The following is a 15,068-nucleotide window of genomic DNA, read 5'->3' as shown; positions in this document are numbered from 1 at the left end:
ACGCCCCCTTTCACCGCCTCACAAGCCCGAAGCCCGCCGCCGCGACACCGAGGTTTTGGCCGGCTTGGGCGGATCCAGCGCCGCCATGGCCTTGACGCTGGTCGGGATGGCCGGCGCGGCCGAGGGCGGCCAGGGTCCGGGCGCGTCGCGCAGGAAGGCCGCCGCGTCGTTCCAGACATTGCGCGCCTGCTTGTCGATCAGCAGCAGATGGTAACCGTCGGCGTAATAGGCGGTGCGCGCGCCAGGCTTCAGGCGGGCGATCGCCTCGACCGTCGGCGCGCGCGGGATCACCTGGTCGCGCGCGCCATAGAACCAGGCCGTCGGGACCTTGATCGCGCCCGTCGCGCGCCAGGCCCGCTCCATCAGCCCGACCAGGCCGTAGATCGTGTCGGACCGCGCGCCCCAGATCATCAGCGGGTCGCGGCCCATCCGGCGCAGCTCGTCGATATTGTCGGACGCGGTGATGTTGCGGATCAGCCAGTCCGGCGGCTTGACCACCCATTGGCCGACGGTGTGGGCCGTGACCCATAGGCTCAAGCGATTGGGCAGCGGCTGGTTCGACCAGCCCCAGACGGCCGGTGCGAACAGCAGCAGCTTGTCGACGGCCGGCGGGTTGTCCGAGGCCATGGCGGCGATGGCCAGGGCGCCGCCCATGCTGATCCCGGCCAGGGCGATCCGGGCGCTCGGATGGCGCTGGCGGACGGCGCCGACCAGGGCGCGGACGTCGTCGAGCACCAGCTCGGTCGGCGCCCAGATCCCGCGCTCGGGCGAGCGTCCGAAGCCTCGAATGTCCAGGGCGTAGGTCGCGATCCCCTGCGCCGCCCACGCTTCCGCCGCCAGGTGGAAGGCGTTGGCGTAGTCGTTCATGCCGTGCAGGCCCACGATCACCCAATCGGGCGCCTGGGCCGGCAGCCACCGCATCAGGCCCAGCCGCGCGCCGTCGAAGCTGAGGAAGCCGTCGTCGGTCAGGCGCGGGCCGGTGAAGCCCGGTCCCGCCAGATCCGGCTTCTGGCGCAGCGGCGCGCAGGCGGCCAGGGCGGCGGCCGAGGCGGTCAGGATCAGGGCGCGGCGGTTCATGACGCCAGAATGTCCGCGACCCGTTGGCGAAGATAGGGCGCGACCTCGGCCTCGAACCATGGATTGCGCTTCAGCCAGGCGGTGTTGCGCCACGACGGATGCGGCAGCGGCAGAACCTTGGGGCCGAAGTCGCGCCAGGCGGCGATGGTGTCGGTCATGGTCTTGCCCGTCCGGCCGGGCAGCGCCCAGGCCTGGGCGTAGCCGCCGACCAGCAGGGTCAACTCCACGTTCGGCAGCGCGGCGAGCAGACGGGGCCGCCACAGCGCCGCGCAGCGCGGCGGCGGCGGATAGTCTCCGCCTTTCGGATTGGTCCCCGGAAAGCAGAAGGCCATGGCCGCCACGCCGATCTCGGGCCGGCCGTAGAAGGTCTCGCGATCGATCCCCATCCACTGGCGCAGGCGGTCGCCCGAGCGGTCGTTGAACGGCAGGCCGGTCTCGTGCACCACGCGTCCCGGCGCCTGGCCGGCGATCAGGAGGCGGGTTTCGCTTCGCACGCGCACCACCGGCCGGGGCGTGTGCGGCAGGTACGGCGCGCAGGCCCGGCAGGCGGCGATGTCGGCCAGGATCTCATCAAGGGGCATGATCGCCACTTAGAGCGTGAGGCCGCGAACGCAAGCTTGGCTCAGGTCTTCACCAGCGCCAGGACCTCGGCCAGGCGATAGCCGGCCTGGGCCACCCGGGCGTCGGCGATCGCGCGCATCCGGGGCGCGTAGCCGGCCGGCAGCACCGGCGCGGCGGCACGGTCCGGAGAGGTCGCCAGCTGGCCGTCGCGATAGGCCGCCGTCTTGGCCAGGGTCCAGCTCTCGCGCTCCCAGGCGGCGAACGCGGCCGAGGGGTCGGGGCCCAGATCGTCGCGCGCCGGACGCGGATGGACCGCCTCGACGGCGGCGGCGACGAGGTCGGCGCCGGCTTCGCGGTTCGGAGCGGGACGGTCGGGCGCGCTGTCCCACAGCTCGTGCATGTCGACCGGCGGCGCGCCGGCCTGGCGGCGCACGAAGGCGATGCTGCCGGCGCGGTCGGTCTTGGGATAGGTCCACGACATCCAGTGGCCGGCGTGCAGCGGCTGATGCTGGTCGCCGACCAGGTGCATGATCCAGCACAGCGCGATGGCCCGCTGGGCGCGCGGCGCCTTGGGGTCGCGGGCGATGGCCAGCTGCTCGCGGAACGCCACCTCGGCCTTGCCGACCGTGAACGGGAACACGAACCGCCACGGCGAGACGACCTTGAGCGCGTAGTGCCAGTCGGGCCGGTCGTTGGGGCTCTTGCGCGTGTCGTCGGGCCAGACGGCCATCAGGGCGAACAGCCGACGGTCGCGGGCCGGACCGGTCAGGCCCGCCAGGCGCTTGTCGAACAGCGCGTGGTCGGGGTGATCGCGCATGATCGCCACGATGGCGGCCGCGGCTTCCGGATGGCGGGCCGTCAGCGCGTCATAGGCGATGTCGCCGGTCGCCATATGGCCCTGGTCGTCCCAGGCCCTGGCCGGCGCGGGCGCCAGGGCGCCCAGGGTCGCGGCGGCCGCCACGGCCAAGGTGATCGCGAGCTTGCGCATGATGGTCCCCCTCCTCGGTCCGAAGCGGAGGAACACAGGCGCGCGCGCCAGGGTCAAGTCCCCCGCTGGCCCTAGGAGCCGAGTGCTAGGCGTCGTCCTCGACCGACACGTCGAACTGGGTCGGATCGCCCTCCATCCGCAGGCGGATGCGATAGACGCCGCGAAACTTCTCCGGATTGGTCGGCTTGTTGTGGCGCAGGATCACCACCTTGCCCTCGCGGGCCAGCTCGATGGCGTTGGTGCGCACGTGGCCCAGGATCTGCTGCCAGCGCTCGGGCTGGATGGCCTTGGCGACGTTCATCGGGTCGATCGACTTGCCCGCCGGCAGCGCCGCCAGCTGAGACAGGATCGTGTCTTGGATCGGGGAGGTCATGGGCCTCCCATGCCATGGATTGTCGCGGGAGGCGAGGCCGGCGGCTTGCGCGCCCCGCCGCGTCCCTCTAACTGAACGGCGATAAGAACAGGGCAAGGGAAGAGGCTCATGGACGGAGGCGCGGACGCCTGGAGCGGACCTCGACTGATCGAGGACGGCGAGTGGGCCGGTTGGCGCGCCTGGCATGGCCTGGATCCGTTCGAGGATCAGTCCGGTCCCTTCTACTTCAAGGACGACGACCAAGGCCGCGTGACCGCCGCCTTCCGCGCCGAGAAGAAGCACATGAACGGCGGCGGCTTCATGCACGGCGGCTGCATGATGACCTTCGCCGACTACTCGCTGTTCGCGATCGCCTGGAAGGAGCTGGCCGACAGCCGCGCGGTGACGGTCAGCCTGAACGGCGAGTTCATCGGCCCAGCCAAGCCCGGCGACCTGGTCACCTCGACCGGCGAGGTCATCCGGGCTGGCGGCTCTCTGCTGTTCATCCGCGGCCTGATCTCGACCGGAAGCGGACCGATGCTGAACTTCTCGGGCGTCGTAAAGAAGATCCGGCCGCGCTGACGAGGTTGCTCCCCCGCGACGCGGGGGAGACGCCGCGGAGCGCCCGAGGTGCGAGCGCGGCAGGCGTCCAGCTAGCCCCCTCCGGCCCTCTGGGCCACCTCCCCCGCATCGCGGGGGAGGATCTAAACCCCCGCCTTGGCGGCCGGGCGCTCCATCATGGCCGTCAGCCAACGGTTCACGTGGGTGAGTTCCGCGTCGGGGCGGAAGCGGACCATGCGGGCGAAGTCCAGGCCGGTGACGGCCAGGATGTCGGCGATGGTCAGGCGGTCGGCGGCGATGAACTCGCTCTCGCCCAGCCGCCGGTCGAAGACCTTCAGCGCCCGTTCGGCCGCCTTGCGGTTGGTCTCCGCGACCTCGGGAATCTGGGTCTCGATCGCCGCCAGCGCCGGGTGGGCGTGGCGGACGGCCATCATCAGCGGCGTCGACAGCAGCATCTCGGCCCGCCGGGTCCACATCTCGATCACCGCCGTCTCCAGCGGGTCGCGGCCGAACAGGTTCGGTTCGGGATAGAGGCTCTCCAGATACCGGCAAATGGCGACCGACTCGGTGATCGTGGTCGCGTTGTCGATCTCGAGGGCCGGCACGTTGGGCAGCCCCGCCTTGGCCAGATAGTCGGGCTGGCGATGCTGGCCGCCGAAGATATCGATGTCGACGATCTCGACGTCCTCGATCCCCTTCTCGGCCATGAACCAGCGAACCCGACGCGGATTGGGCGCGCGACGGCTGTCGTAGAGCTTCATGCGGTTCCTCCCTTTTCCACATTAAAAAGCCCTTCCCCTTGATGGGGAAGGGTCGGGATGGGGTGATCGCTGAATCTCCGCAGCGACACGCTCGGCGCTTGGCGGCGGATGTGAAGATCGAGCGCGCGGAGGGTCTTCCAGAGGGCCTTTTCGCTGACCGTCATGGTCTTGCGGAGACGACGGGCGCGTTTGACGGCGCCGGGTGCGTGCCGAAGTCTCGGCGTTTTCTCGGACAGGCTGTCACCCCATCCCCGCCCCTTCCCCATCAAAGGGGAAGGGAGAGGGGCAAGCAACCTTTAGTTGCTCAAAGCCCGAACAGGCTTCGCGGCATCAGCCCGACCAGCGAGCCGGTCAGGCAGGTGGCCAGGAAGCCGGCCATCATGGCCTTCCAGACCAGGCCCAGCACTTCCTGGCGGCGCTGGGGCACCAGGACCGAGAAGCCGGCCACGTTCATGCCGACCGAGCCGATATTGGCGAAGCCGCACAGGGCGTAGGTCAGGATCATCCGGGTGCGCGGGTCCAGCGACGTCGCGCCGGCCAGCTTGATGAAGGCGGTGAACTCGGTGAGGATCAGCTTGACGCCCAGCAGGCCGCCAGCCGTGCCGGCCTCCTTCCACGGCACGCCCATCGACCAGGCCAGCGGCGAGAAGATCACGCCCAGGCCGCGCGCGATGCTCAGCGGCTGACCGCCGACCGGGGGCATGGCGCCCAGGATCTTGTCGACCATGGTGGCCAGGGCCACGAAGACGATCAGGGTGGCGCCGACGTTCAGGGCGATCTGCAGACCGTCGGTCGTGCCCTTCATCACCGCGTCGATCGCGCTGCCATAGGTCTTGTCCTCGGCCGAGAGATCCAGGTCCCCGCCCTTCTCCATCGGATCGGACGGCACGATGACGCGGGCCAGCAGCACGCCGGCGGGCGCGGAGATGATCGAGGCCGTCAGCACGTGGGCGGCGGCGTTGGGCAGCACGTCGTGCAGGATGGTGGCGTAGGCGACCATGGTGGAGCCCGAGACGCAGGCCATGCCGACCGCGATCAGCATGAAGAGTTCCGAGCGCGACAGCTTGTCGAGATAGGCGCGGATAAAGATCGGGCCTTCGATCTGGCCCATGAAGATGGTGGCGGCGGTGGCCAGGGCCGGCGGGCCGCGCAGGCCCAGCGTCTTCTGGAACACGAAGCCGAAGCCCTGGGCCAGCCACTTGAGGATCTTCCAGTGCCACAGCAGCGCCGACAGGGCGCAGACCACCAGGATCACCGGCATGACTCGGAAGGCGAAGATGAAGCCCGCGCCCGGATTGCTGACCGGATAGGGCTGCTGGCCGCCGGCCAGGAAGCCGAACACGAAGGCCGTGCCGGCCTGGGTCGAGCTGCCCAGCCCTTCGACCGCGCCGTTCACGCCACGCATCAGCTGCTGAGCCTGCGGCAGGCCGAACAGCACCAGAACCAGCAGAACTTGGACGATGAGGGCGGCGATCGCCAGAACCCAGGGGAATCGCTTGCGATTCTCGGAGACGAGCCAGCAGAGGCCCAAAGTGAGCGCCAGACCCGCCAGGGCCTGAACGTTCTCGGGACGGAGCATCAAGACGAAGACCTTACGATGAAGCGACGCCCCCGCGACGCCGACCAAGAGGCGAAGAATGACACCAACTACGGCCTCGCGCGCAAGCGCCTTGCGTTAGGAAGCGTTAACGAAGGGCGCGGCGCCGTCCGAACGCGCTTCCGACGCGCCGGGCGTCCCGCGCGCGGAACCCACCCCCTCGGCCCTTTCGTCCGAACCTTGGGTTCCGCGCGCGAACGCCGATCGTCAGGCCGTCGTGTTGACGCCCGTCGCGCTGGACGCGCCGGTCGTGGTCGACGAGGCCGTGGTCGTGGTCATGGCCGCGTCGAGCTGGGCCAACAGCTTCTGCATCATGCCGGCCGCGCTGTTGCTCCCGCCCGCCATCAGTCCGGCGATGGTGGTCGGGTCCGAGGCGTCCTTGCCCTGCTTCAGCATCCGGTCGAACTCGCTCTGGCTCAGCGAGCCGTCGCCGTTCTTGTCGACCGCCTTGATCAAGTTGGCGGCGGTCGAGGACGCGCTGGAGTCGCTGGAATTGGCCGCGGCCAGTTCCGCGGCCGAGATCGAGCCGTCGCCGTTGGTGTCAAGGCTGCTGAACACCTTGGCCTCGGCCGCCTTGTCCGCGCTCTCGACGCCGCCCTTGTGGTGATGGTGGTGATGGCCGTGATGCGCCTTGACCGTCCCATCGGCGGCCGAGGCCGTGGTCGAACTGGCGCCGGAGGTCGCCGCGCCCTCGACGTCCTTTTGGGCGTTGGTGATCGCCGTCTGGATTTCGCTGGCCGACAGGCTGCCGTCGCCATTGGTGTCGAGCGCCGAGATGATGTCCTTGGCCATCTGGTCGGCGCCGCCGCTCAGCACGCCCGAGGGCGCGTTGCTGGACAGGGCCGACGAGATCTCGCTGGCCGAAAGCTGGCCGTCGTTATTGGCGTCGCCGCCCTTCATCACCGAGTTGGTCAGGTCGCTCGCCGATTGAGTGGACAACAGGGCCGTCAGCATCTCGGCGCCGAAACGCGCGCCGAAGCCGCCATCCCCTTGCGGCGGCGGCGGCGCGCCATTGGCGCCGCCCTGCACTTTTTGCCCGATAGATTCGAACTCGCTCAGCGACAGAGCGCCGTCGCCGTTCGTGTCCGCGCCTTGGAACGCGGACTGCTGAATCTGGCGCCAATAGTCCAGATTCTGCGAAGAACCGACGTTTGAAACCGTCATGTCTCGCTCCTTTCCGATGCTAGCCGCCGGCGCTAGCGCGGCGACCGTGGGCGCCGAACAGCCGACGCCCTTCGGAGGGGAGCCAGAAACGTTCCACATTTCAGCGCGTTACAGCGATGAAATGTGTCAGGGTCCAGATAGCCGTTCCCACTCGTCGTAGGGATGAGTCCGGGGGCTATCGCCCCATCAATTCGTCGGCCAAGCCAGCGCGGCCATAGACCTTCGAGAGGGCCTCGCCGATGGCCGCCGTCGTCAGAGCGACCGCCCGGTTGGCCGTCGCGTCGTAGCCATAGGCGCCGCCGATCGCGTGGCTATTGCCGTCGAAGATCGCGCCCATCACCCGCCCCCGCCGGTCCAGCACCGGCGAACCCGAATTGCCGCCGACGATGTCGTTGGTGGTGACGAAGTCGAAAGGGGTGTCGGGCGCCAGGGCCTTGCGCGCCTCCAGCCAGCGCGGCGGGGCCACGAACGGCGGGGCGCCGCTCGCCCGGGCGTAAAAGCCGGCGAAGGTGGTGAAGGGCTCGACCGCTCGACCGCGCTCGCGCCAGCCCGCCACGCGGCCGTAGGACAGCCGCAGGGTGAAGGTGGCGTCCGGATAGATCTGGTCGCCCAGCAGAGCCAGGCGCGCGCCGGCGATGGCCTCGGCGGCGGCGTCCACGGGTCCGGAGACCTTGGCCTCGTAGGCGGCGCGGGCCGCGCGCGCCATGCCGTCGATCCGCAGCACGAAGGCGACCAGCGGGTCATCGGAAGCCTCGACCGCCGCGCGACCGCCAGCCCACAGTTCGGCGCGGAAGGCCGGATCGACCAGTCGGGTCTCCGCGAGCGCGCGCGCCAGGTTTTCGGGACTGTCGCCGCCCAGCAGCGCCTTGACGCGGGGGTCGTCGACGCCCAGCGCCTCGCGGGTCTTCAGCAGCCAGTGCTCCAGATAGATCCGTTCGAGGGCGAGATCGCGCGGCGGGGCGTCCAGCAGCCGGCGCTCTATCCGCGGCAGGCGAGCGTCGCCGTATTCGGGCAGGCGCTCGGCATCGGGCTTGTCGCGCTCCAGCGCTGCCCGGACCAGAAGCCGCGCGTCGTAGAACAGGTCCGAGCCGCCGGGGCCGTTTTCCAACTGCCGATAGGCCGGATAGAGATCGCGCGCCGCGTCCTGCGCGTCGGCGATGCGGTCCCAGGCCACGCCCGCCGTGGCCGCCAGGGCCGGATCGGCGGCGACCCTGGCCTTGAGGGCGTCCTCCTCGGCGCGCTTGCCGGCCATGAAGGCGCGGTCGTTCAGCAGCGCCATCCGCCCCCGGCCGATCTTCACGCCGTTCTCGACCCAGGCCAGGGCCTGGGCGGCGCCGCGCGCGCGGTCCGGATCGTCGGCCCGAAACTGCAAGAGCCGGCCGCGCAGCTCCAGCCGCTGGGCCTGGGCGAGAGGCTGGACGAGATCGCGCTGGGTCTCCAGCTGGGCGACCGTCAGCTGGCGCTCGGTCGAACCGGGATTGCCGACGACGAAGCTGGCCTCGCCCTCGGCCGGCGGGGTCGAGCGCCAGGGCAGGAAGACCGGCGTCGCGGCCGGCGCCTCGTCGACATAGAGCCGCAGGAACGCGACGTCGAAGGCGAAGCGCGGGAAGTTGAAATTGTCCGGGTCGCCGCCGAAGGCCGCCACCGCCGCCTCGGGCGCGAACACCAGCCGCACGTCGTTGTAGCGGCGGTACTTGTAGACCTTGTATTGCCCGCCCCGGAAGAAGCTCACGGCCTGGCAGCGCAGCGTCCGGTCCTGGCCGCAAGCCGCCAGCTCGGCCAGGGCCAGCGCCCCTTCGCGCGCCCGGACATAGGCCTCGCCGTCCTTGCCTTGGACGCTGGCCCGCACCTGGTCGGTGACGTCGGTGATGGTCAGAAGCGCCTCGGCTTGCAGACCCGCGCACCGCTCCTCCCGATCGCGCGCGTCGGTCAGATAGGCGTCCTCGCCGCCGCCGGAGAGGGTCTGGACGCAGTCGGCCACGCAGTGGGCGTTGGTCATCACCAGGCCCTGGCCGCTGACGATCCCGCCCGAGCATCCGTTGGTCAGCCGCACGGCCGAGGCGCGGGCCGCGTCCAGCCAGGCCGCGTCGAGCCGCGCGCCGGTCGCCGCCGCGATCCGGTCGATCGGCGGGGCGTCGAAGGTCCACATGCCCTCGTCGGCCCGCGCCTCGCCACGCGCGGCCAACAGCAGGGCCGCGCCGAACGCGGCAAGAGACGAGAAGGATCGCTGCACGACCAAGCCGCTTAGCGTCCGGATCGAGACCGAACCAGCCCTCGTTCGCGCCCGGGCGCGAATATTTCATCGCGGAAACGTCTGTTACCCCGATTTAACTTGGCCGCTGGACGATCGGCGTTCATTCCTCAACCGTCGATTGGGGGAGCGGGAGTCCGCATGTCGTTGGCCTTGGCCACTCTGCTGTACGAGTGGCGTCGTTACATGGCGGCCGTGGTCGCCCTGGCCTTCTCGGGCCTGCTGGTGCTGGCCCAGGTCGGCATCTTCGTCGGCATCGGCAAGGGCTTCACGGCCCAGATCGACCGCGCCAGCGCGGACATCATGGTGCTGGCGCCGGGCGCCAAGGCGTTGTTCAGCGGTCCGCAAGGCTTGCCGCGCCGCTTCATCCCACTGGTCTACAGCCACCCGGAAGTGACCCAGGTCGCGCCGCTCGACTTCTCCGGCGGCCGCTTCCAGAACATCCTGACGCCCGAACAGCAGGTCAAGGCCCAGGCGGCCGCCAAGAAGGGCGGCAAGGGCGGCGGCCCCGGCGGCGGGACCCGCAAGAGCGAGTTCGTCAACCTGACGGTCATCGACGCCATCCCCGGCTACGTCACCGTGCCGACGGATTATAGCCCGTCGATGATCGAGGCCCTGCGCCGGCCCTTCGCCGTCGCGGTGGACGACACGGCCTTGAAGCGCCTGGGCGTCAAGAAGGGCGACAAGGCCCTCTACAACGGCAAGACCGTCTATGTCGCCGTCGTCACCCACGGCTATCCCAACATCATCCAGCCGATGCTGGTCGTCTCGCGCGACACCCTGCGGATGCTGGGCGAGGCCGACACCGGCCAGCGCGTCGGCCCGCTGATGGTCAAGATCAGCGACCCGTCGCGCGCCGAGATCGTGGCGGCCCAGCTGAACAAGAAGGGCGAAGGCAAGTTCCGCGCCTGGACCCGCCAGGAACTGGCCGACGCCAACGCCAGCTCGATGCTGGACGACCAGATCATCGGCATCATCCTGGGCTTCTCGGCCTTCCTGGGCCTCCTGATCGGCGTGATCATCACCTGGCAGACCCTGCGCGGGGCGATCATGGCCAACATCAAGGAGTTCGCTTCCTTGCGCGCCCTGGGCGTCTCGATGGGCGACCTGCGCAACATCGTGCTGGAGCTGTCGTTCTGGGTCGGCATCGTCGGCGTGCTCGCCGCGGGCCTCTTGACCTGGGTGGTGTCGCTGGTCGCCGCCGCCGGCGGGGTGCCGATGGCCTTCCCGCCCCTGCTGATCGTCGTCGTCGCGATCTTCCTGATCGTCATCGCCATGCTGTCGGGCTTCCTGTCGCTCGGCGTCCTCAAGAACAGCCAACCGGCGGACCTGCTGCGATGAGCTCTGGCGACAACGCCCACAAGCGCGGCGAGACCGCCCTCAAGGCCACCCATCTGGTCAAGCGCTTCAAGACCGGCCGCAGCTATATCGAGGTGCTCAAGGGCGTCGACTTCGACGCCAAGCACGGCGACGTGACCATGGTCATGGGCCCCTCGGGCTCGGGCAAGTCGACCCTGGTGGCCGCGCTCTCGGGCCTGCTCAAGCCCGACGAGGGCAAGGTCTCGGCGCTGGAGGCCAGCGACCTGTGGAGCCTGTCGAACGGCAAGATCGACAAGTTCCGCCTCGACCACTGCGGCTTCATCTTCCAGGGCTTCAACCTGTTCCCGGCGCTGAGCGCCAAGCAGCAGGTAATGACCGCGCTGAAGTACCAGGGCGTCGGCAAGGGCGAGCAGGCCCGTCGCGCCCAGGCGGCGCTGGAGTCGGTGGGCCTGGGCGCCCGCGTCAACCAGCGCCCCTCGGAACTGTCGGGCGGCGAGAAGCAGCGCGTGGCCATCGCCCGCGCCCTGGCCAAGAACCCGAACCTGATCTTCGCCGACGAGCCGACCTCGGCCCTCGACGGCGAGAACGGCCAGATCGTCATCCGCCTGCTGCGCGAGGCCGCCTCGGTGCGCGGGGCGGCGGTGATCTGCGTGACCCACGACCCGCGGCTCGAGGCCTATGCCGACCGCGTCATCCACATCGAGGACGGACGGATCCTGGACGACGTGCGCCGCACGCCCGACGCCGATCCCGCGCCGTTCAGCCACTGATTTCCTGGGGAACCCGACCTATGCCCGGCTTTCTGCGCCGACCCGCCTTCTGGATCGCCATCGTCGTCATCGCCCTGATCGGCGGCGGCTTCTTCTACATGAAGGGCCAGGCGGCCACGAAGAAGAAGCAGCTCGAAACCGCCGCCGCCCAGGAGGAGCCCTCCCCCTACGCCGCCATCGCCCAGGGCAAGGCCGACGTCGAGGGCGGCGTGATCCAGGTGGCCGCCCGCCGCCAGGGCATCGTCCGCGAGGTCTATGTCCAGGAAGGCGACATGGTGAAGGCCGGCCAGCCGCTGGCCAAGCAGGAGGACGACGACGTCCGCCTGGCCGCCCAGACCGCCTCGGCCGCGCTGGAAAACGCCCGCGCCCAGCTGGCGCTCTATCAGGTGCAGCTGCGCACCGCCCAGCGCGAGCAGAAGCGCCTGCAGGCCCTGGCCGCCTCGAACTTCGTCGCCGCCCAGCGGCTGGACAACGCCGCCGACCAGATCGCGCAGGCCAACGCCAATATCGGCGCCCAGCAGGCCGCGATCAGCGTCGCCAACGCCCAGCTGGCCCAGGCCCGCTACAACCAGGAACTGACCGTCATCCGCGCCCCGGCCGACGGCCGCATCGCCCGCCGCTACGCCAATCCCGGCGCCGGCGCCTCGACCCTGAACGTCACGGCGATGTTCGACCTCGAGCCCAACACCAACCGCATCGTCCGCGCCGAGATCGTCGAGGCCGACCTGCCCAATATCAGCGTGGGCCAGGAGATCGAGATCCAGCCCGAAAGCAGCCCCGACAAGGCCTATGTCGGCAAGGTCCTGCGCCGCGCCGCCGTCTTCGGCGCCCGCAAGCTGGCCTCCGACGACCCCAGCCAACGCAGCGACGAACGCGTCGTCGAGGTCGTGGTCAGCGCCGACGGCGCCCCGCTGCTGGTCGGCCAGCGCGTGCTGGTCAAGTTCATGAAGCCCGGCCAGAAGGCGGGCGTGAAGCGGGACAAGCCGACCGCGCCGGTGGCTGGGGGGATGACGAAGAAGAAGGTTTAGGGGGGCGTGGCCTGGCGCGTCTCAACCTATTGAGTTCTTCAGGCGTCGCCGGCTCCGCTATGCCTCCGCGCGAAGTCGATGAACGCCTTGAATGCGGCAGTCGGATTGCGCCGATTCGGATAGTAGAGGCTCAAGGGCGCCAGGATGGGCGTCCAATCCTCGAGCACGCACACGAGACGGCCGGCCTTGATGTCGTCTCGCACGTCGGACTCCATCGCTAAAGCGAGACCGACGGACGCGAGGGCCGCCGTGCGGGCCAGGCTCGCTTCATCGAGGGTGACGGCGCCCTCGACGTCGATGTGGACCGACTCTCCATCCTTCTCGAACGGCCAGCGGTGGATAGCGCCATTGGGAAGCCGCACGCGGAAACAGGAATGCCCTGCGAGGTCCTGGGGGATCATCGGCGTCCCGTGCGCTTTCAGATAGCTTGGTGAGCCAACCACGACATTGCGCCGCGCGCGCCCCAATGGGAGGGCGATCATGTCGCCCGGCACGAGGTCCGCGCTCCGGACGCCCAGATCGAAGCCGCCCGCGACAATGTCCACCAGGCGGCCCTCCGTAACGATGTCGATATGAACGTTAGGGTGCGCGCGCAGGAACGGCAGGACGAGCCAGGAGAAGATCTCCCGCGCAGCTGTCGGGAAGGCGTTGATGCGCAGCGTACCTGAAGGGGTGGCCTGTTGGGAGCGTGCGACGTCCATCGCCTCATGGATGTCGCGCACGGCGGGCGCGATCTGAGCGACGAACTGCTGGCCCGCCTCCGTCAGCGAGACGCTTCGCGTCGTCCGGTTGAAGAGCCGGACGCCGAGCGAGCGCTCCAGCTTTCCGACCGCATTGCTGAGCGCGGTGGTCGAAACCCCTAGCTCGAGCGCGGCCGTGCGGAACTTTCCCCGCCGCGCGACCATCAGGACGGCGTCCAATTCCGCTAGGCTATTTAACGCCATTGTCCCGGATTTCGTGATGAAACGTTCCACATTGTCCCGATTATCACGCGATATGTCCATCGCTACCTTGCTGACGTCGCACGTCTAGCCGCCCCGGCCGCGCGTGCAGCCAGCAGGACAGAAGCTATGTCTCTCGACCTTCCATCCCCGATCGCCGCCTATGTGGCCGCCAATGCCCGCCTGGACGCTGAGGGAATGCTCGAACCCTTCGCGGCCGACGCTATCGTTCGCGATAACGGCGCCGTTCTGCGCGGCCGCGCCGAAATCGGCGCCTTGTTCGAAGAGGCCGTGATCCCCGTGAAGGCGATCTTTACGCCCGACACCGCTCGTCACGAGGACGGCCAGGTCGTCGTCGAAGGCCCCGCCCATGGCGATTTTACGGGCAGCCCGATCCGCTTCACCTACCGCTTCACGCTCGTGAACGACGCCATCACCGCTCTGGAGATTACGGCGTGACCCTCAAGGCTGATCCGATCGAATTCGCCGGCAAGCGCGTGCTCGTCAGCGGCGGCACCAAGGGCGCCGGCCGCGCCATCGTCGACCGCTTCCTGGCCGGCGGCGCCCGCGTGATCACCGCCGCCCGCGGCGCCTCGGAGCCCATCGACGGCGTCGAGTTCGTCCAGGCAGACCTGACGACGACCGAGGGCGGGGAAAGCTTGGCAAAGGCGGCGCTCGAACGTCTGGGGGGCGTCGACATCCTGGCCCACGTGATCGGCGGCTCGTCCTCGCCGGGCGGCGGCTTTGTCGCCCTGAGCGATGATCACTGGCTCGCCGAATTGAACCTGAACCTGCTGGCCACCGTCCGCCTGGATCGCCTCCTGGTTCCACAGATGATCGAGCGAGGCGCTGGCGCGGTGGTGCATGTCACCTCCATCCAGTCGGTCCTGCCGCTCCCCGAGGCGACCACGGCCTACGCCGCCGCCAAGGCCGCGCTTCGGACCTACAGCAAGTCGCTCTCAAAGGAGCTGGGTCCGAAGGGCGTGCGGGTCAACGTCGTCTCGCCCGGCTGGATCATGACCGAGGCGTCCGAGCACCTCCTGAAGCGTCTGCAGGCCGCCAATGGCGGCACGATCGAAGAGGCGCGGCAACTCGTCCTCGACAGCCTGGGCGGCATCCCGATCGGGCGTCCGGCCGCCCCCCATGAGGTCGCCGACCTCATCGCCTACTTGGCCTCCGACCGCGCCGCCGCGATCCACGGCGCGGAATTCGTCATCGATGGCGGGACCATTCCGACCGTCTGATAGGTTCGATGTTCCACGCCCCGCAGTCTAGCTGGGCGTGGAACGATGAATATGGACGTCCATCTCTGAATGACGTGTTCCTGAAGGCGGTCCAATGTCTGGTGTTGGCGCATCAAAGCCTTAGGCCGCCCCTACAACCGCCGCCCCCATGGCCTACATCCGTTTCCTCACGGGGATTGAGCCTCGCTCATCCTCGGAATTCGCGACATGAAAATCAATCCGATCAACACCTTGTCGATTTTACACCCCCGCCAATCCTCGGCGTTCGGCGCCGCGCCATAATCCTAGCCATCCCCGTCGCGGGGGAGGGCGTTTGGATCCGGCCCAAAACGGCGGCGGGGATAGGCTGAGCGGGGCCGCGTGGTCTCGAAGCGGTTTCGACCGGGGTCTGTTCGTTGGATAGATCCGGGATCTCGGAAGAGGCCGTGGACAGGCGAGCGCGGAGCGACAGGA

At 69.2% G+C, this 15,068-nt stretch carries 16 protein-coding genes; 6 read left to right on the top strand and 10 right to left on the bottom strand.

The window, feature by feature from the left end:
* Nucleotides 1–18 precede the first annotated feature (18 nt).
* The 4 genes from OR37_RS08755 to OR37_RS20995 form a co-directional block, all read right to left on the bottom strand.
* Nucleotides 19–1,077, bottom strand: a complete 1,059-nt coding sequence (locus tag OR37_RS08755; RefSeq protein WP_004618330.1) for an alpha/beta hydrolase — start codon at nt 1,075–1,077, stop codon at nt 19–21.
* Nucleotides 1,074–1,658 carry a uracil-DNA glycosylase family protein gene (locus OR37_RS08750; protein WP_004618328.1) on the bottom strand — a complete coding sequence of 195 codons (585 nt, stop codon included), beginning with the start codon at nt 1,656–1,658 and terminating at the stop codon, nt 1,074–1,076. Before OR37_RS08750 ends, OR37_RS08755 begins: the two co-directional genes overlap by 4 nt.
* Nucleotides 1,659–1,699: 41 nt before the next feature.
* The gene (locus OR37_RS08745) at nt 1,700–2,626 is read right to left on the bottom strand and encodes a S1/P1 nuclease (protein ID WP_004618326.1); all 927 of its coding nucleotides are present in this window, start codon (nt 2,624–2,626) and stop codon (nt 1,700–1,702) included.
* Nucleotides 2,627–2,711: 85 nt separating this feature from the next.
* Nucleotides 2,712–2,999, bottom strand: coding sequence for a DUF3253 domain-containing protein (locus tag OR37_RS20995; RefSeq protein WP_004618325.1), 288 nt, complete (start codon nt 2,997–2,999; stop codon nt 2,712–2,714).
* Nucleotides 3,000–3,107: 108 nt separating this feature from the next.
* Between OR37_RS20995 and OR37_RS08735 the strand changes: the two genes are divergently transcribed.
* Entirely contained in the window at nt 3,108–3,560 is a 453-nt protein-coding gene (locus OR37_RS08735; protein ID WP_004618324.1) for a PaaI family thioesterase, read from the top strand.
* 122 nt (nt 3,561–3,682) lie between these two features.
* On the opposite strand, the gene OR37_RS08730 is transcribed toward OR37_RS08735, so the two are convergent.
* The 5 genes from OR37_RS08730 to OR37_RS08715 all read right to left on the bottom strand — a co-directional run bounded on the left by OR37_RS08730 (nt 3,683) and on the right by OR37_RS08715 (nt 9,294).
* Complete coding sequence (locus OR37_RS08730; protein ID WP_004618322.1) at nt 3,683–4,300, bottom strand: glutathione S-transferase family protein; 618 nt, start codon at nt 4,298–4,300, stop codon at nt 3,683–3,685.
* Nucleotides 4,297–4,566: a DUF559 domain-containing protein gene (locus OR37_RS22405; RefSeq protein ID WP_365873972.1), complete on the bottom strand. Its 270-nt coding sequence runs from the start codon at nt 4,564–4,566 to the stop codon at nt 4,297–4,299. Before OR37_RS22405 ends, OR37_RS08730 begins: the two co-directional genes overlap by 4 nt.
* A gap of 38 nt (nt 4,567–4,604) precedes the next feature.
* Complete coding sequence (locus OR37_RS08725) at nt 4,605–5,879, bottom strand: NupC/NupG family nucleoside CNT transporter (RefSeq protein WP_004618320.1); 1,275 nt, start codon at nt 5,877–5,879, stop codon at nt 4,605–4,607.
* A 225-nt stretch (nt 5,880–6,104) separates the two neighbouring features.
* Nucleotides 6,105–7,061 (bottom strand): EF-hand domain-containing protein, encoded by a 957-nt coding sequence (locus OR37_RS08720; RefSeq protein ID WP_004618318.1) that lies wholly within the window; start codon nt 7,059–7,061, stop codon nt 6,105–6,107.
* Between the two features lie 175 nt (nt 7,062–7,236).
* The gene (locus OR37_RS08715; protein ID WP_235046558.1) at nt 7,237–9,294 is read right to left on the bottom strand and encodes a S46 family peptidase; all 2,058 of its coding nucleotides are present in this window, start codon (nt 9,292–9,294) and stop codon (nt 7,237–7,239) included.
* A 159-nt stretch (nt 9,295–9,453) separates the two neighbouring features.
* Here OR37_RS08715 and OR37_RS08710 point away from each other — a divergent pair, with 159 nt between their 5' ends.
* Genes OR37_RS08710 through OR37_RS08700 form a run of 3 tightly spaced genes read left to right on the top strand, consistent with a single transcriptional unit; the run spans nt 9,454 to nt 12,430 of the window.
* Nucleotides 9,454–10,653: an ABC transporter permease gene (locus OR37_RS08710; protein WP_004618314.1), complete on the top strand. Its 1,200-nt coding sequence runs from the start codon at nt 9,454–9,456 to the stop codon at nt 10,651–10,653.
* Complete coding sequence (locus tag OR37_RS08705) at nt 10,650–11,402, top strand: ABC transporter ATP-binding protein (protein WP_004618312.1); 753 nt, start codon at nt 10,650–10,652, stop codon at nt 11,400–11,402. The genes OR37_RS08710 and OR37_RS08705 overlap by 4 nt, the downstream gene beginning before the upstream one ends.
* Before the next feature lie 20 nt (nt 11,403–11,422).
* Entirely contained in the window at nt 11,423–12,430 is a 1,008-nt protein-coding gene (locus tag OR37_RS08700) for an HlyD family secretion protein (protein WP_004618310.1), read from the top strand.
* Nucleotides 12,431–12,468: 38 nt separating this feature from the next.
* Here the strand turns inward: OR37_RS08700 and OR37_RS08695 are convergent, their stop codons facing one another.
* Nucleotides 12,469–13,350, bottom strand: coding sequence for a LysR family transcriptional regulator (locus OR37_RS08695; protein WP_235046557.1), 882 nt, complete (start codon nt 13,348–13,350; stop codon nt 12,469–12,471).
* Nucleotides 13,351–13,500: 150 nt separating this feature from the next.
* On the opposite strand from OR37_RS08695, the gene OR37_RS08690 reads away from it, so the two are divergent.
* A complete protein-coding gene (locus OR37_RS08690; RefSeq protein WP_004618307.1) occupies nt 13,501–13,830 on the top strand; it encodes a nuclear transport factor 2 family protein in 330 nt (109 codons plus the stop codon).
* Nucleotides 13,827–14,615: an SDR family oxidoreductase gene (locus OR37_RS08685; protein WP_004618305.1), complete on the top strand. Its 789-nt coding sequence runs from the start codon at nt 13,827–13,829 to the stop codon at nt 14,613–14,615. Before OR37_RS08690 ends, OR37_RS08685 begins: the two co-directional genes overlap by 4 nt.
* The last annotated feature ends 453 nt before the right edge of the window (nt 14,616–15,068 follow it).

The organism is Caulobacter vibrioides OR37 (genome assembly GCF_000372645.1).
GTDB lineage: Bacteria > Pseudomonadota > Alphaproteobacteria > Caulobacterales > Caulobacteraceae > Caulobacter > Caulobacter vibrioides_E.
The sequence above is the reverse complement of the archived record's forward strand: the minus strand, read 5'-3'. Positions and strand labels throughout refer to the sequence as shown.

Coding starts and splice junctions, on each gene's coding strand:
- OR37_RS08755 (WP_004618330.1), bottom strand. CDS start 1,077: ATGAACCGCCGCGCCCTGATCCTGACCGCCTCGGCCGCCGCCCTGGCC.
- OR37_RS08750 (WP_004618328.1), bottom strand. CDS start 1,658: ATGCCCCTTGATGAGATCCTGGCCGACATCGCCGCCTGCCGGGCCTGC.
- OR37_RS08745 (WP_004618326.1), bottom strand. CDS start 2,626: ATGCGCAAGCTCGCGATCACCTTGGCCGTGGCGGCCGCCGCGACCCTG.
- OR37_RS20995 (WP_004618325.1), bottom strand. CDS start 2,999: ATGACCTCCCCGATCCAAGACACGATCCTGTCTCAGCTGGCGGCGCTG.
- OR37_RS08735 (WP_004618324.1), top strand. CDS start 3,108: ATGGACGGAGGCGCGGACGCCTGGAGCGGACCTCGACTGATCGAGGAC.
- OR37_RS08730 (WP_004618322.1), bottom strand. CDS start 4,300: ATGAAGCTCTACGACAGCCGTCGCGCGCCCAATCCGCGTCGGGTTCGC.
- OR37_RS22405 (WP_365873972.1), bottom strand. CDS start 4,566: ATGGGGAAGGGGCGGGGATGGGGTGACAGCCTGTCCGAGAAAACGCCG.
- OR37_RS08725 (WP_004618320.1), bottom strand. CDS start 5,879: ATGCTCCGTCCCGAGAACGTTCAGGCCCTGGCGGGTCTGGCGCTCACT.
- OR37_RS08720 (WP_004618318.1), bottom strand. CDS start 7,061: ATGACGGTTTCAAACGTCGGTTCTTCGCAGAATCTGGACTATTGGCGC.
- OR37_RS08710 (WP_004618314.1), top strand. CDS start 9,454: ATGTCGTTGGCCTTGGCCACTCTGCTGTACGAGTGGCGTCGTTACATG.
- OR37_RS08705 (WP_004618312.1), top strand. CDS start 10,650: ATGAGCTCTGGCGACAACGCCCACAAGCGCGGCGAGACCGCCCTCAAG.
- OR37_RS08700 (WP_004618310.1), top strand. CDS start 11,423: ATGCCCGGCTTTCTGCGCCGACCCGCCTTCTGGATCGCCATCGTCGTC.
- OR37_RS08690 (WP_004618307.1), top strand. CDS start 13,501: ATGTCTCTCGACCTTCCATCCCCGATCGCCGCCTATGTGGCCGCCAAT.